Here is a 17044-nt window from a genome sequence, read left to right on the forward strand (position 1 = left end):
CACGACCCACGGTCGAGAGTTCCTCTTCCCCACGAACGGACCAACGAGCATCCAAGCCGACAGTCACCCCATTAATGACTTCTGTTAGGACCTCTAAGGGCTTGATGGGGGTGAACCGAGCCGACTTGTCGGCCACCGGTCAGAACAGATGCCTCCGGCGGGGGCGCTCGGGCTCCGGGATGAACGGGGCCAGTCGTGCGTCTGCCGGCCGGTTCGTGGTTCGGATGACAGCAGGGGCCGTTGCGGCTGCGGTGCTGGAGTGGCTTGCCCGCGCGAAATGCAGAGCAATGCATGACAATAGGGCAAGGAGGTGTATGAATGGGTACTTTTACGGTCGAATTCAAAATGCCTAGCGTCCCGCCGCTTAAGCAGCGGGAGGTGGAGGCGTACGACTACACCGTCAAAGGCGACTTCGTAGAGTTCATCGGAACTGACGACACAAAGGTGTTCAGCGTCAGAGCGGATGCTGTCGTGACGATCACCAGGCACTCGTAGTTCGTCCTTGCTGCCAAGCCTGGCTGAAATCCACGGCTGACGTCTATGGCGTACAGCAGCCAGGTGTCGCAACCCCAGCAATTGCCAGCACCCGGTAGCGTCCCTCCAGGGCCCTGTAGCGACCGGAATGACCACCCCTGACTGTTCCGGCTGGAGCTACGGATCAGAGCATGCCCGTGCCCCAACCGTGCCCGATCAGACAGGAAGTCACGGGGAATCACGGTGACGAGCGAGTGCCGCCCAACACAATGCCCCCTGACCGATTCAGCTGGTCAGGGGGCGTTTTCAGTGGCGGTGGGTGTGGGATTTTAACCCACGGAGACATCGCTGCCTCGACGGTTTTCAAGACCTTTGCCTGACTGCTGGCTATTGGCCGCCCGTGTCCGCACCGCCTGAATGCTGATGCTCCAACCCTCGACTCAGTGTGAAAGCGTCTGACGGGTGGTTCCAATCGGTTGCCGGGAGGCAATGGACGACCTCATCGCGCCCGATGGGGTCATTGGCGCTGGTCATAGATCGCAGGAAATCTCAGCCAACCATTCCGGGGCGTAGCACTCGGCGAACGACCACCTCTGGTCCGAGTAGTGATCGTCTGTGCTGTCGGTGTACACCTCAAGCCTGCCTTGCGGTGTCAAGCGGTAGTACTCGCGAATCGGGTCGCCCTCCACGGTGGGATAGGTCGCCTTCAGTTCCGCGCTCTCGCCTTTCTTGAGGGCTTGCTGGAGACAGAAAATTTCCCGCGCCGCCTGTTTCTGCATCTCCTCGCCCTGCTCCAGTCTCACCTCGCCACAACTTGAAAACTCGGTTCTAGACTTCCAGCGTTCCTTGACTGGATCGTTCAGCATGCCGCAACCGGCAACCAGCAAGGACGTTAGCGTTACCGCGACGAGCCGCGCGCGAATCGAAACAGCCGCCACGCAGCGACGACGGGCCCTGCCTTGAGCTATCACGCCGCCCCCTTCCTGGCCGTCAGACGCGGCTTCGATGGAACCGGTTCCGTGCGCGTGCGTGGCAGATCCGTGCCAGATCGAGCGGTCAGCCATGGTCGGTCGGGGGGACGGTGCAGAGGCCGTTGGCAGAGTCGGATCCCCCGTGTGCCAGTTGAACTGCAAGGGCAGTCCCGCGTGCGGCGCCAGGCTTAGAAAGCAGTTGCCGCTGGCCGCGGGACAGGACGATAGAGGCGCGGCCCATTCGTGGACCAGCGGAGCGCGCCAGCCCGCCTCTACGCCCTTGATCTGCCCATACGCCCGGGGCCTCCGGAGCCGTGTGCAGCCGCACCGCCTGGCGAGGCTTGGACCACCGAAAGATGCCGGCGTTGCAGTTCAGACCCGGTGAAGTTGCCCGGAGTGCAGTGCCTGGAGGTCGCCCGACAGGTGCTCTCTTAGGTCAGAAGCTGCCACTGGTCGCGCCAACTGGCGACGTGATCAGGCTTTATGACGGTGTTCTTCGAGTCAGGGTTACGGGGTCGTACGCCCCCAACTTGTTCCAGGAACTGCATGTGCCGGGTGCGCACCTCGGCGCGGAGCTTGTCGCCCTCCGCGATGTAGAAGTGGTGACTGTCCGTCGCGATGTGGACGAGGATGACTCGGCTGCAGGTCAGAGCCGTGAACTTGTCGATGTCTGCGATCATCCAGGCGCCCTTGGCTGCCACCATCACTTGAGCATCATGCTCGCCAACCTCGATGTAGGTCTGGGCTCCCTTGAGCTTGGCTGGTATCCCTCGCAAGAGCGCCTCAGCGACCGCGAGGTGGCGGCCTGCCTGGTGGGTCTGGGAGTGGGTGCGTGCGGCGACAGCTGACATGGATGCAGCATGCCGTAAAGCGCGGCGAGGGGAGAAGGGTTCAGCTGGGCGGGATCGATGGGTAGTTGGCCCGGGTCGAAGGTGTCGCCAGCCACATAGACCTCGGTGAGGCGACATCCACGTCTGACATCAGCGAGGGCGTACGTACACATCTCCGGGCGGTTCCTCGAGGGCGCCTCGGGTGAGGTGCGGGCACCAGGGGCGGGTCTCCGGACGAGCTTGCAAAGCAGATGTCGGCGGTTCGAAACCGTCCGCGCCCACCAGTGCAAAGGTCCCCAGCCGATCATGGCTGGGGGCTTTTGACGTTCACATCCGACAACAACACCGATGGTTACTTGAGTTGCCGCGTCCATTTACCGCTCAGGAGAGGAAGTGGCTTCGGGAAGGGGGCAGCGGGATGGGCTTGGGCCGATCGGGCTTGACGCACTGGTCACCGGCGGCCTTGCGTTGTGTGTTCTGGGCGACGTGGGCGTAGACGTTCATGGTCATGGCGATCGGGCTGTGACCGGGGGATTTGCAAAATGACGTTGATGAGATCGACCTGTGCGTCGTCTTGCCGTTTGACGATTCCGTCGCGCGTGTCGTCGACGTACTCGGGTGAGCCGGGCGAGCAGTGGATCCTGTGCCCGTTGATTCTGGCGGCGACCGTGAGGCGATGCGTGTTCTTGCCGGTGGTGGTGTCGGCGGTATGAACCCTGTGGTGGTTACTGCGTTGGTGGCGAAGGGCGGTGAGGGCATCTCGAAGGTGAGGCTTCGTGCGGTCGGCAAGGAAGGGTTGATCAGGCAGCGAGCGTGCGAGAAGACTGCCGTCCGTCTTGCGGCGTTGCTGAGCGGGTAGAGCAGATCGGTCACCTTCTGCGACCGGTCCCCAGGATCTGTGCCGGAACCCCGGTCGCGCGGACGAAGCCACTCGGAGATCGGACGTGCCGGCAGGGGCGCTGATGGCAGGCCGCCTGTACGTCCGACTATGCCTTGATCGCTGCGGCTGATCTGGCGGCCTGCTCGAGTTTCGCGCGGTGGGCCGCGCGGGCTTCCTCGTCGATCTGCTTCTCGTGTTCGGCGCGCAAGCCGGTCCGGCCGTCGAGGTTCTCGCGCAGGATGTCGGCGTGCCCGGCGTGCCGGGTGGTCTCGCCGAGGACGTGGAGCGTGATGGCGAACAGGTTTGTGTTGGGGTGGGGCTCAGGCCACCACGGCACGTGGCCGGGGGCGTCGAGGGGAAGTTCGTTGATCGTCCTGTCCGAGTGTTCCCATGTGCGTCGGTAGAAGGCGATGATCTGGTCGCGGGTCTCGTCCTCGGTCGCCCACTGGTCGCTGCCGTCGGAGTCCTGCCACCGGGGCAGCGGTTCCGGGGAAGGGCGGTCGAAGACCTCGCCGAAGTACCTGGCCTCGACGGTGGCCACGTGTTTGACCAGGCCGAGGAGGTTGGTCCCGGTCGCTGTCAGAGGTCGGCGGGCGTCGTACTCGGACAAGCCGTCGAGTTTCCAGAGCAGCGCCTCGCGGTCGCGCCGCAGTCTCCCGTGCAGGTTGTCCTTCGCGAATTCATCGATCATGCGGCATGAACCCTTCGTGGGCTGGGCGTGGTCTCGAGGTCCCGTACGTGGTCCGCGACGGCCGGCAGGGCCGAGGCTTGGCGCGTCTTGTGCAATGGGCTGACGGGATCGACTGCCTGTCAGGTAGACGTGGATGGGTGTGGGCGGGGGCCAGGTGAGGATCCAGACGGCGGTGAGCGCCGCCGCGCCGCCCGCCAGGGCTATTGCGCCGCCTGTTCCGATGCCTGCGGCCACCCAGCCGAAGCAGGCCGGCCCGACGCCCTGCGCCGTCATGCTGCCGGAGCCGAGGAGACCGAAGGCCTGGCCTTGGCCGTCCTGCGGCAGGGAGTCCAGGAATGGCCGCTGCAGGCCGAGAGCGTAGGAGAAGCCGAAGCCGCAGAGGAGCAGCAGGCACGACGAGACGCCCGCTCCGGGCTCGGCAGCGAAGCCGAGCAGCGGCAGTCCCATCAGCGCGATCAATGGGGCGACCAGGCGCTCCCGGCTGGGCGGTTGGAGCAGTCGCCCCACCAGTAGGTCACCGACGAGCATGCCGACCGGTAGGCAGCCCATCAGCACCGCGTACCAGCCGGGCGCGAAGTGGTGTCCTCCGGCGTAGGCGACGATCAGGCCTTCCGCGCCGGCTACGAACGCGGGTGGTAGCCACTGGGCCAGCATCAGTCGTCGCACTGTGCGTCCGCGCAGCAGCAGGGCGGCACCGTGCAGGCTTGTCCGGACTGCCCCGCCATCGCCCCGAGCGGTGCCGGGTGTGCCGCCGAACCCTCCCGGCCGCAGCCGGGGGAGCCGGATGCGGATCGCGAGCGCGCAGCCGAGGAAGAGGGCGGCGCTCACCGCGAGTGCCCGGTGCGGGCCGAGTAACGCGACGACCGCACCTCCCAGCGCCAGACCGAGCAGTTGTGCGCCTGCCGCGGCGATGTTGTTCAGTGAACGGCCCAGGACATAGGCGTCGCCCTCCAGCCACTGCGCGACCAGCCGACTCGACGCGCCGCTGAACACCGGTGTGGCGAGGGCGGCCAGCGCTACGACTCCGAGGCTTGCCGCGATCGGCATCCGGACCACGGCGAGCAGCAGAGCGGCGGCGCATTCCAAGGCGTAGCCGCCGGCGATGAGTGCGCGGGGCGGCAGTCGGTCGGCCAGTGAGCCCAGCAGCAGCGAGCCGAACAGCTGCGGGAGAAAGCCGATCCCGAAGGCCAGTGCGCTCAACAGGGCGGAGCCGGTGGCCGCGAAGACGAGGACCGAGAACGTGGTGATCCGCAGCGAGCCCGCAGTGATCGCGACGGCGCGGGTCGAGAAGAGCAGACGGAATCGCGGCTCGGCAAGCACCTCCCTGTAGGTGGCACGGTGGTCGCCCTGCACGGGTGCGGTGGTTGGGGTCATGACGCCCAGCCTCGCTGTGCGCCCACGCCGTTCACGAATGATTCGTCGCTGGACGAATCGGAACAGGCGTATCGCAGTAGCATGGCGGCGTGCTCCGCTTCGAAGTCTCCGTCGAGGACCTGCTGCGCAGCCGCTTCGCACTGTCGCCCGCGATGGACCTCTGCTTTCTGCTGCGCTCGCTCGCCGGCCACGGCCGGCCGCTGCCGCAGGCCTGGGCCGCCCGGCTCCTGCCGGCCTTCGAACGGCTTCGCCGCGAGACCGAACTGGACGCCGCCCTCGCCCTGCATACCCCGCAAGGCGGACCGAACTTCGTCGCCCCGCCCCCGCGCGGCCTCAACCAGACGTGGGCAGACGACCTGGCCATGATCCGGGCCACACCGCTGGAAGCGGCCCGCCACGAGTTCGCCATCAACGCGACCGGCCCGTCCGCCCGTGATCCCCGCGTACGCGCGGTGCTGGACTCGCCGGACGCCGTCACCAGGATCGCCGAGGCGATGGACCGGGCGTGGCACGAGCTGCTCGCCGCGGACTGGCCGCAACTGCGCGCGATCTGCGAGCGCGACGTCGTGCACCGGGTGGGTGTGATCGGCGAACACGGATGGGTCACGGTCATCGAGAGCCTGCACCCGGGCATCGCCTGGCGCGTCGGCGGCATCGAGATCGGCTTCCTCCGAGGCGGAACGGTCCGCCTCGCCGGCGACGGGCTCCTGGTGATCCCTTCGGTCTTCGTCGGGCATGTCGCCGCCCACATGGAAGACCCCTGGCCCAGGACCTTGATCTACTCGGCCCGCGGCACCGCCGCCCTGTGGGGCGAACAGGAGACCGTCCCCCGACCGGACGCGCTGACCGCTCTGGTCGGCCGGGCCCGAGCCCGGCTGCTGTTGGCGCTGGACGCCCCGGCCAGTACCAGCCACCTCGCCCGAAGCCTCGCCATGGCACCCGGCGCGGTAGGAGACCACCTCGCCATCCTGCGAGGCGCGGGGCTGCTCGTCCGCGCCCGGTCCGGACGGTCGGTGCTCTACCGGCGCACTCCGCTCGGCGAGGCACTGGTCGCCGGTTCGGGCTGAGGGCTCGCCCGAGTGCAGGCCCGCCCGCGTCGGACAAGCAGCTGCACACGATCACCCGCATCTTCGCTCGTGAGCATCGCTGGGCCGGGGGCTGTCGGTGGGGGCCGGCAGGGTGGGGGGATGGGTGATCAAGGGGTGGCTGCGGTGGGGCGGCTGAGGGAGTTGTTGGGGGGCCGGGGTGTTGGGGGTGGGTGCGGCCGCGGTTGTGGGAGGTCGCTGAGCAGTATCTCGGGGTGGGGCTGCCGGCGGACTACAAGGCGTTTCCTGATTTGTACGGGCCGGGTTCCATCGATCAGATCTTCTGGACGCTCCGGCCGGTTGAGGGGACGCAGGCCGAGCTGGAGCGCATTTGGGCGATGGAGGGGGGGTGCTTGTGGTGGTTTGTTTCGGTAGTGAAGTCCCGGGTTAGGGACGGGACTTCACTGCTCTGTCCGGGTGTGGGCGGGGGCGGGGTCAGGTGGGGAGTTCGGAGAGGAGGCGGTGGTCGCGGGGGGAGTGGGTGCGTTGGAGGCGGGTGTCGAGGAGGCGGCGGGCGGCGTCGGAGCGGCCGTCGGCGGTGAGGGCGTAGAGGAGGGTCTCCTCGACGACTTCGCGTTGGGCGGAGCTGCCGCCGACGCGGCGGAGGGTGGGGAGGAGGGCGTCGAGGCCGAGGGCGGCGTCGTGGAAGCGTTCTTCGACGAGGGCGGTGAAGGCGTCGCAGAGGGGGGCGATGATGTCGCGCTGGACCTCGTCGGCGCCGGCGGCGTGGTCGCGGAGGCGGCGGAGGGCGGGGAGGTCGCCGGCGGCGGTGAGGGTGACGGCGGAGTGGAGGGCGGTGAAGGCGGTGGTGGGACGTTCGAGGACGTCGGCCTCGACCGAGTCCAGGACGTCGGCGGTGGGGAGTTCGCCGCGCCAGCTGTCGCTGAGGCGGGCGCGCCAGAGGAGGGAGCCCGAGTCGACGAGGGCGCGGACGCCGGTGACGCGCCCGGGGGCGAGTTGGGTGAACCAGCGGCGGCGGACGGCGGCGGGGTCGTCGAGGGCCAGTTCGTGCAGGGCGATGTGCCAGGAGAAGTGGGCCCGGTGGACGGCGCCGCGGCCGCGGCCGGCGACCCAGCGTTCGAGCCAGTCGCGGCCCGCCTGGTGGGCGCCGGTCTCGTAGTGGACGTGGGTGAGGGCGTGGACGGCGTGGCCGGAGGCGGGTTCGGCGGCGAGGGCGCGGTGGGCGAGTTCGCCGGCCTCGTGGAGGCGGCCCTGCTCCTGGCGGAGGAAGGCCAGCAGGGAGGTGTGGAACCAGTGCCCGTCGTACGCGGGTGAGGTGCGCTCGACGAGGCGCAGGGCGTAGTCGTCGTCCAGGTCGTCGACGCCGGAGAAGGCGATGGTCGGTACGGCCGCGGCGAGCGCCAGCGCGTCGGCCGGATGCGCTTCGAGGTGCCGTACGAGCGCGGTGTCGCCGTTCTCGCCGTGGACGCGGCGGGTGACGACCTCGACGAAGGAGCGCTCCCGGTCGTCGGCGCGCTCGCGGGCACACCGCTGCGCCTCCGCCAGCGCCCGCGGTACGTCGACGGCCGCGCCGCACTCGTGGCCGAGGAGGGCGAGCGCCGCGTGCCCGAGGGCGAACCCGGGGTCGAGGGCCACGGCCCGCCGGAGCGCGTCCTCCGCGCCCGCCCGCACCTTCAGGATGCGGGCGAGACCGGTGCGGTACGCGGCGGCCGCCTCCGCGTGGGTGGACAGGGCGAGACCGTGGCCGTCGAGCGGGCGGCGCGTCGAGCGGCGCCCGGGGGAGAGCGGCGCGAGGAGCGTCTGGGCCAGGGTCGCCGCCTGGACGCGGATCTCGGGGACCGCGGTGGTCTCGAACAGTTCGCCGCGCCGCGGCGCGCCCAGTGTGTACACGGGCAGCCCGGTGCGGCCCTCCGCGGCGAGGAGCCGCCCGTCGAGGGTGGCCACGCCCATGTCGAGCGGACCCGGTACCGCCGCACCGGACGCGAGGAGCGACGTCCACAGCGGCCCGTCGGGGCGCCGGCCCGGGCCCGTGCAGTCGATCACCCAGCCCACGCGCAGCTCCCGGTCGCCGGAGAGCCCCACGTCCAGCGAGCCGTCGGGGCGCCCGGCGGCGCGGGTGACGCTGCCCGCGTGCAGGACCAGGCGTTTGGCGTTACGGGCGCGGGCCACCGACTCGGCGGTCGCGGGCGCCATGCGGTGGCGGTGCGTGTTCCACAACGCCCCGTCCAGAGAGAGGAGCTCGGCGCGTTCCTCGGCCGTCAGGCCCTGCCACAGCCGCGCGGTGTGCGGCCGCAGGCTGTCCAGGGCCGGCCGCCAGTCGCCGTGGAGGCGCATCGACCGGGCGACGTGGTGGCGGACCGTCCGGCGCAGCTGGTCGAGGGAGGCCCCGTACAGTCCCTCCGGCGCGGGCATCGGCCCGGCCGGGGTCAGTGCGTGCGACTGCGGCAGCAGTCCGTTGCGGGACAGCGCGTGCACCGTGCGCCCGGGGCGGTCGAGCGTGAGGGCCAGGTCGACGGCGGTCAGCCCCGTACCGACGAGCAGGACGTCGGCGTCGTCCGCCAGCGGCCCGTCCAGCGCACCGCTCGTCCACGGCGAGGCGACGAAGCGCGAAGACGCTCGCAGTTCTCCGGGCGCCCAGCCCCCCGTCGGCCCGGCGGGGCCGGTGGCCAGGACCGCCGCGTCGGCGGTGAGCCCCGTCCCGTCGGCCAGCCGGAGCGCCACCCGGCCGTCCGGTGTGCCTGCGCACCCCTCGGCTCGGGTGCGCAGCCGGCGGACGGACACCACCCCGTGGGCCCGCACGATCGCCTGCGCGAGGGTGTCGGCGAGGTAGGCGCCGTACCGGTACCGGGTCGCGAAGTCGGCTGCCGTGACGGTCGGTTCGCCGTGCCGGCACAGCCAGCGCGTGAAGTGACCGGGGTCGTCCGTGTAGCAACTCATTCCGCCGGTAGGGACGTTGAGGCGGTGGCCGGGGTCCTTGGTGGCGTACGCGACTCCCCGGCCGGCCTCCGGGGCCGGGTCGATCAGGACGAGGTCGAGGGGTGTGCGGCGGCGCGCGGCCGTCTCGCAGAGGTGGACGGCGGTCAGCGTGCCGGCCGCCCCCACTCCGACGACGGCCACGGTGTACGAGGCGGACGGGTTGTCCGGCGTGTTCGGCTCGCGGCTGTCCGGCGTGTTCGGCTCGCGGTTGTCCGACGTGCTCGGCTCGTGGTTGTCCGGTGTGTTCGGCTCGCGGTCTGGGCTCACGTAATCCTCCGGCATAGGTCGGCGGCGGGGCCGGTGGAGCAGGGCTCCGCCTTCGGGGCCTTCCGCACTTTCCGACGGGATCAGTGGGGAAGTCATGCCGGGACAGGGATCTCACCGCGCGGTCGAGGATCGCTGGGGGGCCGGTCGCGAAGGGTGGTGGAGTGGTGACCTCACGAGGTCGGGTCCGGGGTGCGGGGGAGGGCGAGAGCGGTGGCGGGGCGGTGAGTTGACGGGAGTCCGGCGGTGCGGGTCTACTCCGGGGCATGGTCGAGGTGGGGGACGCGCCCGAAACGGGCGTGCAGGGTGGCGAGATGACGCCGCAGCGGTACATCGAGAGCCGGCTGTCGCAGTACCAGGAGTGGTACGACGTCAAGGCGACCCGGATGAAGGCGATGCATCTGCGGATGCGGACCGTGTCCGTCGTCGGCGGGGCGCTCGTGCCGGTGTTCGTGAACCTGGACCTGGCGTTCGCGCGGGTCACGGCGACGGTGCTGAGCGTGGTGGTCGTCGCCGCGGTGTCGCTGGAGAGCGTGTACCGGTACCGGGAGCAGTGGAAGAACTACCGCTCGACCGAGCAACTCCTGGGCCACGAGCGGGTGTACTTCGAGGCCAAGGTGGGTCCGTACCACGACCTGCCGAAGCGGGAGGCGTTCTCCGTCCTGGTCGCCCGGGTCGAGAAGGCCATCGCCAACGAGAACTCGGCGACGTTGAACGTGATGACGCTCGGCGGGCAGGTCAGCGCGGACGTGCAGCAGCACGGGGTCCCCGCCGCCCGGCAGGAGACGGGGAGTTCCTGATCGGGCCGGGCCTGAGAGCCGGGCCGGATCGGGCCGGGCCTGATCGGGCCGGGCCGGTTCCTGGAGGTTCGGGCCGTGGAGGGTTGCCCCGGCGGGCCGGTCCCTGACAGGTCGCCCCCGGCGGATCTGCCTCCGACGGGCAGGACCACCGCGACGGGCGTGGTGCCACGGACCCCGGGGTCGGCGCGTCCCGGGGCGTGGTGGGTCATGAGGTGGGTGGGGTCAGCACCACTTGGTCAGCACCACTTGTAGTCGTAGCGCGTCGAGTTGTACGAGCAGACGCCGACGCGGGTGCCGTTCGACTTGCGGAGGGTCGCGGTGTCGCGGTCGTTGTTCCACACGTAGGCGGCGCGGTTCTGGTAGACGTGCGCGGCGCTGTTGGTGCCGCGGCCGGTGTGGACCGTGACGATCTTGCCCTTGCCGAGGACGAAGTTCCCGAAGGTGTACTTGTGGTTGGACGCGTCCGTGACGGTCCAGCCGCGGAGGTTGACCCCGGCGCCGGTGGTGTTGCGTATCTGCACGTACTCGGCGTTGAGGCTGGTGTTGGAGCGGTTGTCCGTGCCCGGGCTGTCGTAGTAGATCTTGTACAGGTGGACCGAGCCGGCGGCCTGCGCCTGCGAGGGCAGCAGCAGGATGCCGGCCGCGGCGGCCGCGGTCACGGCGGCGTACGTGCGGGTGCGACGAAGCATGAAAGTCCTTCAGTTCCTTCCGGGCGCCCGCCGATGGGGCCCGGAGGGCACACACGATACGCACGATCTTCACCCCGTCCCCACACTTCTCGATAAACTTGCCGTATGGCCAGTGACGCACTGCGGATCACCGTCCTCGGGTCCGCCGCCCCCTTCCCACGGCCGGGCAACGCCTGCTCCGGTTATCTCGTCGAGGGCGGCGGCGTCCGGGTGTGGGTGGACGCGGGGAGCGGCACCCTCGGGGAGCTCCAGCGGTACGTCGGCCTCGGCGACGTCGACGCCGTGTGGATCTCCCATCTGCACGCCGACCACAGCGCCGATCTCCTGACCGCCTTCTACGGTCTCGTGTACGCGGGACTCGACGTCGAGTCGCCGGTCCCCCTCCTCGGGCCGGCGGGCATCGCCGACCGGCTCGTCGGCTTCCTCACCAACGGCGCCCAGCGCAGCCCCGTCGAGAAGGCCTTCGCGGTGAGCGAGTTGTACGACGGGCACGTCGTCCGGATCGGCGGGCTGACGCTCCGGTCCAGGGAGGTCGACCACGGCGGTCCCGCCGCCTTCGCCCTGCGCGTCGAGGACGCGGAGGGGCGCTCGCTCGTCTACTCGGGGGACTGCCAGCCGTGCCCGTCCCTCGTCGAACTCGCCCGGGACTGCGACCTGTTCGTCTGCGAGGCCGACGGAGAGGTGCCGGGGCACCATTCCGCGGCGCAGGCGGGCAGGAGCGCGGCGGAGGCCCGTGCCGGGCGGCTCGTCGTGACCCACGTGGGGCCGGGTACGGAGCCGGTCGAGGCGGTCGCGTTCGCTGCCGCCGAGTTCCCCGGGGAGGTCGTTCACGCCGACCCGGGGGCGCGGTTCGAGGTCGTCCGCATGCCGTAGGTCGGCCGGGCGGGGTGGGGTGGGGTGGGGTGGGGTGGGGTGGGGTGTTCGGCCGGTGGGTCGGCCCCGTGTCGCAGGTCGGCCCCGTGCCGCAGGTCGGCCCCGTGCTGTGGGTCGGCCACGCGCCGCAGGTCGGCCCCGTGCTGCGGGTCGCCCGCACGCCGTAGGCCGTCCCCGCCCCGCCCGCGGGCTCCGGGGTCAGGCGTCGAAGTCGTACTCCAGGACGTACGAGGACGAGTCGAGGGTCATCTCGTTGAGCTCGACGGCCATTCCGGGGCCGGTGAAGGCCGTGCGGCCGATGAGGACGACGGGTGTGCCGAGGGCGAGGGAGAGTCGATCCGACTCGTCCGCCGTCGGCATGCGGCAGCGGATCTCCTCGCGGAAGCGCACGGGGCGGTGGCCGAGCTCGGTGAGCCGGGCGTAGGTGCCGCCGGGGCCGGTGTCCGGCTGGGTGATGGGCGTGCCGCGGACCAGTTCGGCGGAGAGGTACGAGACGGAGAGGAGCACCGGCTTCGTGTCGAGGACGAAGCGGCGGCTGCGGACGCACACGGGTGCGCCCGGCACCAGGTTGAGCGCGCCGGCGACCCGGGCGCCGGCCCGCGTCTCGACCACTTCGATCTGGTCGACGACCAGGTCGCGGTCCTCGACGTCGGCCGACCAGACGGAGCGGCCGTTGCCCCACTGGTCGCCGGAGAGGCGGGGGATGCCGCGGCGGCGCAGCGGGCGGAAGACGCGGACGAAGACGCCGGCGCCCTTGCGGGCCTCGGCCAGTCCTTCGTTGCGCAGGACGGAGAGGGCCTGGCGGGCCGTCATCCGGGCCACCTCGTACGTGGTCATGAGGTCGTTCTCGCCGGGGAGCCGGTCGCCCGGCGCGAAGGCGCCTGACTGGATCGCGGTTCTCAACTCGTCGGCGATGCGCTGGTACTTGGGCCGGCGAGCGCTGTCCTGGTCAGTCACGGGTGGACCACTCCCTTCCTGTGCGGGACACCCTACGGCGCACCCCCCGGCCAGGGTGCACACGCGTACGCCGTCCCGCCCGGTCGATCCATCCATCGGGGGACATCTCTAGAGATACGTTGACAGGGCGGGGCCGTGCGGCTTCTCTGGTTCTCCCCAGAATTCGGGATTCGGGACGGAGGGGATGCGTGCAGCCACTGCCCGAGGTCGGTGACCTCGTCCGCGACACCGCCACGGGGCGGGTCGGTTTCTATGTGGAGAGCGTCTCCGGGCGCTTTCTGATCCGGGCCGTCCACGGCGGCGCCGAGTGGGAGGCCGAGCCCCTCGACGTACAGCCCGCCACGCCGCTGCGCGAGCTGCGCGCCCGCGCCGCCGAGATCAACGCACGGAGCCGGCGCGGCTTCGGGGGGTGACCGGCGCGGGGGCGGCTTCAGGTGTGGCCCGGGCCGACGCGGCTTCGGGAGTGAACGGGGCAGGTGCGGCTTCGGGAGTGAACAGGGGCGGCGCGGCTTCGTGGGTGACCGGGGCCGGGGCGGTCGGCGGCCCGCCGGTTGTCAGTGGTGCGCGCCACACTGGAGGCATGTGCCGAAGCATCAAGACGCTCCGCCCGCCCGCGCTGCCCGAGGAGGCGACCGAGGACGACGTCCGGGCCGCCGCGCTGCAGTACGTCCGCAAGGTGTCCGGCTTCCGGGCCCCCGCCGCCCACAACCGGGAGGTGTTCGAGCGGGCCGTGGACGAGATCGCGGAGGCCACCGCGAGACTCCTGGACGGCCTGGAGGTGCGCGGGGCGCACCCCGGTGTCAGGAGGCGGGAGCGGGAGCCGCAGCCGGACGCCGTATGACGTACGCGGCGAGGCCGCCGGCGAGGAAGAGCGCGAGGGTCGACACCCCCGCGCTGAACCAGGTCGCGCCCAGCCACTGACCGCCCAGCCAGCCGAGCCCGACGCTGTACGACGCCCAGGTCACGCCCGCCAGGGCCGACCACGGCAGGAACTCCTCGATCCGCCGCTTCGCCGCGCCCGCGCCCAGCGAGACCACGGAGCGGCCGGCGGGGGCGAAGCGCGCGAGGACCACGAGCAGGCCGCCGCCCCGGGCCAGCGCCGTGCCGAGACGTTCCTGCGCCACGCTCAGGCGCCGCGAGCGCGCTATCGCCCGGTGCAGCCTCGCACCGCCCCGCAGGGCCAGCCGGTACGCGAGGAAGTCGCCGAGCACCGAGGCCGTGGCCGCGCAGAGCAGCAGCGGGAGCAGGGACGGCACGTCGGTGGAGGTCGCGGTGGCCGTGGCCGCCGCCGTGGCGGCGGTGATGACGAGGAAGCCGCTCGGCAGTACGGGCAGGAAGACGTCGAGCAGGATCGACGCCGCCACCACCGGGTAGATCCACGGGCCGGCGGTCAACGACCGCAGCGAGCCGAGGCTGTCGAGCAGATTCACAGGGCCAGAGCCTACGCGGGCCCGCCGACCCGCCCGCCGGGTGGGTACCGCGAGCCGACCGGCGGCCGAGCGGCGGTCGACCGGGCCTCGACCGCGGCGCGGCGGGTGACGACGGGCGGGTGACGACGAGCGGGTGCCGGCGGACGGGTGCCGGCGGACGGGTGCCGGCGGACGGGTGCCGGAAAGGCCGGAAACCGTGCTGCGGTTTCCGGCCCGTACCGGTAGCGGGCCTCACGGCGGGTCTCGCGCAGGCCTCACACGGGCCCCGTGCGGGCCGTGCGCGGCGTGCCCGGCCGTGCGGCGAGGGCCGCGCCGGGGCTGCCCGGCTGCCCCACCCGGTGCGGCCGGACAGGTCCGGGGCGGGCTCAGGCCGCGACCGGCGTGCCCTGCTGCTCCTGCTCGTCGCGGGTCTTCGTGCCGGTGGCGGGGCGGGCGCCGAAGAGGCGGTCGAGGGCGAGGGCGCCGGGGCCGGTGAAGACGAGGAGCGCGAAGGACCAGCAGAAGAGGGCCGCGGTCTCGCCGCCGTTCTGGAGGGGGAAGAGGGACTCGGGCTGGTGGACCTTGAAGTAGGCGTAGGCCATCGAGCCGGAGGCGAGGAACGCGGCGCTGCGGGTGCCCACACCTGCGAGGACGAGGACGCCGGCGACGAGCTGGATGACGGCCGCGTACCAGCCGGGCCAGGTGCCGGTCGGGACCGTGCCGCCGCCGCCCATGGCGCCGCCGAGGACGCCGAAGAGGGAGGAGGCGCCGTGGCAGGCGAAGAGGAGGCCGGTGACGATGCGGAAGAGGCCGAGCGCGTACGGCTGGGCCTGGTTCAGGCGACCTGCGAGCGGGGCAGGGGTGTTCGCGGGGGACATGGGGGAACTCCTTCGGCCTGACCCCGTCCGTGGGGAACGGGGCGTGGGGGACGGATACCGATGAGGCCGTAAGGTTAGGCACCCCTCACTAGTACTTGCAAGTTCAACATTCAGCCACGGGGGACGTGTGGTGGTGCTCACTTCCCGGCGGTCGTTATCGCGGGGCCGGCCCCGGGCGTCGTCGACACGACACCCGGGGCCGGTCCCGGGCGTCGCCGGCGCGGCGCGCGGGTCCGGCCCCGGGTTCCGCTGACGCGGCTTCAGGGGTGCTCCGGTCAGCAGCCGTTGAGGACGGACTGCAGGGCGCTCTTCTCGGCGGAGTCGACGCTGAGGTTGTAGTGGTACTTCACCTGCACCCAGGCGCGGGTGTACGTGCAGCGGTACGAGGTCACCGAGGGGAGCCACTTCGCCGGGTCGAGGTCCCCCTTGGCCTGGTTGACGTTGTCCGTGACGGCTATGAGCTGCGGCCGGGTCAGGTCGTTCGCGAAGGCCTGGCGCTGGGAGGTCGTCCACGTGTTGGCGCCCGAGCGCCACGCCTCGGCGAGCGGGACCATGTGGTCGATGTCGATGTCGGACGCGAGCGTCCAGGTGGCGCCGTCGTAGGGGGAGTACCAGCTGCCGCTGGTCGCGGCACAGCTGGAGTCGGTGACGACGTTCACGCCGTCGCGCTTGAGGACGGTCTCGCGGGTGTTGCAGGTGCCGGACTGGGTGATCCAGTGGGGGAAGAGGTCGCGGCTGTAGCCCGAGGTGGAACCTTCCGCCTTCACGGTGAGCGCGGCCAGGTAGGTGCGGGCCGTCGAGGCGCTCACGGGGGTCGGCATGGCGGCCTGGACGGCCGGAGCGGTGGTGAGCAGGCCGGTGAGGGCGAGGGTCGCGGAGCTGGTGAGGACGGCGAGTCGACGCGCGTAGATCTTGCCGACGGGCATGGGAACTCCCTTGAGGTGTGGGGACCTTGGATGTCCGCCGTCCCCGTGGGTTGCCGGGCGGCGGCCCGGTCATCGTGGCGGCGCGAGATGTCCGTGCGGGATGCGCCGGGTAACAGAGTGGCGACATGGGCACGTCACATCAAGAGGTGTGGCGTCTCTGACGGAGTGCCAGATTCCGCCCGGCGTCCTAGGGTTGACACGTGCTCCTGGACGTGAACGTCACCTTCGCGGCGCTTCTTGCCGTCCTGCTCGCCCTCGCCGCGGCCGTCGTCGCCGTCACCCGCCTCGGCCGGGCGCGGGACACGCTCCTCGCCGGCGGCCGGGCCGCCGTCCAGCTCGTCGCCGTCTCGCTCGTGATCGGGTGGGTCGTGCGCTCCGTACCGCTGCTGCTCTGCTTCCTGCTGCTGATGTACGCGGTCGCGGTACGGACGGCAGGGCGCCGGGTCGTCCCCGCCCCGGGGCCCGGCTGGTGGTGGGCGGGCGTGCCGATCGCCGCCGCCGTGGCCCCCGTCGTCCTCGCGCTCGTCGCCACCGGGCTCGTACCGGTCGAAGGCGTCACGCTCGTCCCCGTGACCGGCATCCTCGTCGGCGGCGCGCTCACCGCCACCGTCCTCGCGGGGCGGCGCACGCTCGACGAACTGGAGGCGCGGAGGGGCGAGGTGGAGGCGGGCCTGGCGATCGGGCTCGTCGAGCGGGAGGCGCGGCTCGAAGTGGCGCGCCCGGTCGCGGCGGACGCGCTGCTCCCCGGCATGGACCAGACCCGCACGGTGGGTCTCGTCACCCTGCCCGGGGCCTTCGTGGGCATGCTGCTCGGCGGCGCGTCACCGCTGCACGCGGGCGCCGTCCAGCTCTTCGTCCTCATCGCCCTGCTCGCCGTACAGGCCGTGGCCGCCGCGACCGTCCTGGAACTGGTGGCGGGGGGGCCGGGGGGGGGGGCGCGGGGGGGGGGGGGGGCGGGGGGCCCGGGGGGGGGGGGGGCGCGGGCGGGCCCGGGGGGGGGGCCGGG

Annotated in this window: 18 protein-coding genes and 1 pseudogene; 8 read left to right on the forward strand and 11 right to left on the reverse strand. The window is 71.5% G+C overall.

Annotated features, from left to right (window positions below):
* The first annotated feature begins 318 nt into the window (after positions 1-318).
* Positions 319-495, forward strand: coding sequence for a hypothetical protein (locus ACIQFX_RS37430; protein ID WP_402472665.1), 177 nt, complete (start codon positions 319-321; stop codon positions 493-495).
* Positions 496-1004: 509 nt separating this feature from the next.
* On the opposite strand, the gene ACIQFX_RS37435 is transcribed toward ACIQFX_RS37430, so the two are convergent.
* The 5 genes and pseudogenes from ACIQFX_RS37435 to ACIQFX_RS37455 all read right to left on the reverse strand — a co-directional run.
* Positions 1005-1538 carry a hypothetical protein gene (locus ACIQFX_RS37435; protein WP_402472668.1) on the reverse strand — a complete coding sequence of 178 codons (534 nt, stop codon included), beginning with the start codon at positions 1536-1538 and terminating at the stop codon, positions 1005-1007.
* A 338-nt stretch (positions 1539-1876) separates the two neighbouring features.
* Complete coding sequence (locus ACIQFX_RS37440) at positions 1877-2296, reverse strand: hypothetical protein (protein ID WP_402472669.1); 420 nt, start codon at positions 2294-2296, stop codon at positions 1877-1879.
* A 360-nt stretch (positions 2297-2656) separates the two neighbouring features.
* On the reverse strand, positions 2657-2785 hold the full coding sequence (locus ACIQFX_RS37445) for a hypothetical protein (RefSeq protein ID WP_402472672.1): 129 nt from the start codon (positions 2783-2785) through the stop codon (positions 2657-2659).
* 476 nt (positions 2786-3261) lie between these two features.
* Positions 3262-3846, reverse strand: a complete 585-nt coding sequence (locus ACIQFX_RS37450) for a DinB family protein (RefSeq protein ID WP_402472851.1) — start codon at positions 3844-3846, stop codon at positions 3262-3264.
* A gap of 150 nt (positions 3847-3996) precedes the next feature.
* A pseudogene (locus tag ACIQFX_RS37455) lies at positions 3997-5220 on the reverse strand (MFS transporter); the annotation flags it as partial.
* A gap of 89 nt (positions 5221-5309) precedes the next feature.
* Between ACIQFX_RS37455 and ACIQFX_RS37460 the strand changes: the two are divergent.
* Positions 5310-6287 carry a winged helix-turn-helix domain-containing protein gene (locus tag ACIQFX_RS37460; RefSeq protein WP_402472675.1) on the forward strand — a complete coding sequence of 326 codons (978 nt, stop codon included), beginning with the start codon at positions 5310-5312 and terminating at the stop codon, positions 6285-6287.
* Between the two features lie 453 nt (positions 6288-6740).
* Here ACIQFX_RS37460 and ACIQFX_RS37465 read toward each other — a convergent pair whose 3' ends face one another.
* On the reverse strand, positions 6741-9383 hold the full coding sequence (locus ACIQFX_RS37465) for an FAD/NAD(P)-binding protein (RefSeq protein WP_402472852.1): 2643 nt from the start codon (positions 9381-9383) through the stop codon (positions 6741-6743).
* Positions 9384-9772: 389 nt separating this feature from the next.
* Here ACIQFX_RS37465 and ACIQFX_RS37470 point away from each other — a divergent pair, with 389 nt between their 5' ends.
* On the forward strand, positions 9773-10306 hold the full coding sequence (locus ACIQFX_RS37470; protein WP_402472677.1) for a DUF4231 domain-containing protein: 534 nt from the start codon (positions 9773-9775) through the stop codon (positions 10304-10306).
* A 236-nt stretch (positions 10307-10542) separates the two neighbouring features.
* On the opposite strand, the gene ACIQFX_RS37475 is transcribed toward ACIQFX_RS37470, so the two are convergent.
* Entirely contained in the window at positions 10543-10995 is a 453-nt protein-coding gene (locus tag ACIQFX_RS37475) for a lamin tail domain-containing protein (RefSeq protein ID WP_402472679.1), read from the reverse strand.
* Between the two features lie 105 nt (positions 10996-11100).
* Between ACIQFX_RS37475 and ACIQFX_RS37480 the strand changes: the two genes are divergently transcribed.
* The gene (locus ACIQFX_RS37480; protein WP_402472682.1) at positions 11101-11868 is read left to right on the forward strand and encodes an MBL fold metallo-hydrolase; all 768 of its coding nucleotides are present in this window, start codon (positions 11101-11103) and stop codon (positions 11866-11868) included.
* A 44-nt stretch (positions 11869-11912) separates the two neighbouring features.
* The gene (locus tag ACIQFX_RS37485; protein ID WP_402472685.1) at positions 11913-12035 is read left to right on the forward strand and encodes a hypothetical protein; all 123 of its coding nucleotides are present in this window, start codon (positions 11913-11915) and stop codon (positions 12033-12035) included.
* 31 nt (positions 12036-12066) lie between these two features.
* On the opposite strand, the gene ACIQFX_RS37490 is transcribed toward ACIQFX_RS37485, so the two are convergent.
* Positions 12067-12825: a GntR family transcriptional regulator gene (locus ACIQFX_RS37490; protein ID WP_402472687.1), complete on the reverse strand. Its 759-nt coding sequence runs from the start codon at positions 12823-12825 to the stop codon at positions 12067-12069.
* Between the two features lie 188 nt (positions 12826-13013).
* Between ACIQFX_RS37490 and ACIQFX_RS37495 the strand changes: the two genes are divergently transcribed.
* Positions 13014-13238, forward strand: a complete 225-nt coding sequence (locus tag ACIQFX_RS37495; RefSeq protein ID WP_017239080.1) for a hypothetical protein — start codon at positions 13014-13016, stop codon at positions 13236-13238.
* A 167-nt stretch (positions 13239-13405) separates the two neighbouring features.
* Positions 13406-13666 carry a DUF2277 domain-containing protein gene (locus ACIQFX_RS37500; RefSeq protein ID WP_402472690.1) on the forward strand — a complete coding sequence of 87 codons (261 nt, stop codon included), beginning with the start codon at positions 13406-13408 and terminating at the stop codon, positions 13664-13666.
* Here ACIQFX_RS37500 and ACIQFX_RS37505 read toward each other — a convergent pair.
* The 3 genes from ACIQFX_RS37505 to ACIQFX_RS37515 all read right to left on the reverse strand — a co-directional run bounded on the left by ACIQFX_RS37505 (position 13626) and on the right by ACIQFX_RS37515 (position 16038).
* On the reverse strand, positions 13626-14249 hold the full coding sequence (locus ACIQFX_RS37505; protein ID WP_376487434.1) for a DedA family protein: 624 nt from the start codon (positions 14247-14249) through the stop codon (positions 13626-13628). The two genes, ACIQFX_RS37500 and ACIQFX_RS37505, sit on opposite strands and share 41 nt — an antisense overlap.
* Before the next feature lie 371 nt (positions 14250-14620).
* Positions 14621-15112, reverse strand: a complete 492-nt coding sequence (locus ACIQFX_RS37510; RefSeq protein ID WP_402472692.1) for a DoxX family protein — start codon at positions 15110-15112, stop codon at positions 14621-14623.
* A gap of 275 nt (positions 15113-15387) precedes the next feature.
* Positions 15388-16038, reverse strand: a complete 651-nt coding sequence (locus ACIQFX_RS37515; RefSeq protein WP_402472694.1) for an HNH endonuclease family protein — start codon at positions 16036-16038, stop codon at positions 15388-15390.
* A 200-nt stretch (positions 16039-16238) separates the two neighbouring features.
* Between ACIQFX_RS37515 and ACIQFX_RS37520 the strand changes: the two genes are divergently transcribed.
* Positions 16239-17044, forward strand: an 806-nt coding sequence (locus ACIQFX_RS37520) for an ABC transporter permease (protein ID WP_402472696.1), incomplete at its 3' end; no start/stop codon positions are given.

This window comes from Streptomyces sp. NPDC093089 (assembly GCF_044754405.1).
Lineage (GTDB): Bacteria > Actinomycetota > Actinomycetes > Streptomycetales > Streptomycetaceae > Streptomyces.

Excerpts from the sequence above, each read along its gene's own strand:
- ACIQFX_RS37430 (WP_402472665.1), top strand. The coding sequence starts at position 319 with ATGGGTACTTTTACGGTCGAATTCAAAATGCCTAGCGTCCCGCCGCTT.
- ACIQFX_RS37435 (WP_402472668.1), bottom strand. The coding sequence starts at position 1,538 with ATGGCTGACCGCTCGATCTGGCACGGATCTGCCACGCACGCGCACGGA.
- ACIQFX_RS37440 (WP_402472669.1), bottom strand. The coding sequence starts at position 2,296 with ATGTCAGCTGTCGCCGCACGCACCCACTCCCAGACCCACCAGGCAGGC.
- ACIQFX_RS37445 (WP_402472672.1), bottom strand. The coding sequence starts at position 2,785 with ATGACCATGAACGTCTACGCCCACGTCGCCCAGAACACACAACGCAAG.
- ACIQFX_RS37450 (WP_402472851.1), bottom strand. The coding sequence starts at position 3,846 with ATGATCGATGAATTCGCGAAGGACAACCTGCACGGGAGACTGCGGCGC.
- ACIQFX_RS37470 (WP_402472677.1), top strand. The coding sequence starts at position 9,773 with ATGGTCGAGGTGGGGGACGCGCCCGAAACGGGCGTGCAGGGTGGCGAG.
- ACIQFX_RS37475 (WP_402472679.1), bottom strand. The coding sequence starts at position 10,995 with ATGCTTCGTCGCACCCGCACGTACGCCGCCGTGACCGCGGCCGCCGCG.
- ACIQFX_RS37480 (WP_402472682.1), top strand. The coding sequence starts at position 11,101 with ATGGCCAGTGACGCACTGCGGATCACCGTCCTCGGGTCCGCCGCCCCC.
- ACIQFX_RS37500 (WP_402472690.1), top strand. The coding sequence starts at position 13,406 with ATGTGCCGAAGCATCAAGACGCTCCGCCCGCCCGCGCTGCCCGAGGAG.
- ACIQFX_RS37510 (WP_402472692.1), bottom strand. The coding sequence starts at position 15,112 with ATGTCCCCCGCGAACACCCCTGCCCCGCTCGCAGGTCGCCTGAACCAG.
- ACIQFX_RS37515 (WP_402472694.1), bottom strand. The coding sequence starts at position 16,038 with ATGCCCGTCGGCAAGATCTACGCGCGTCGACTCGCCGTCCTCACCAGC.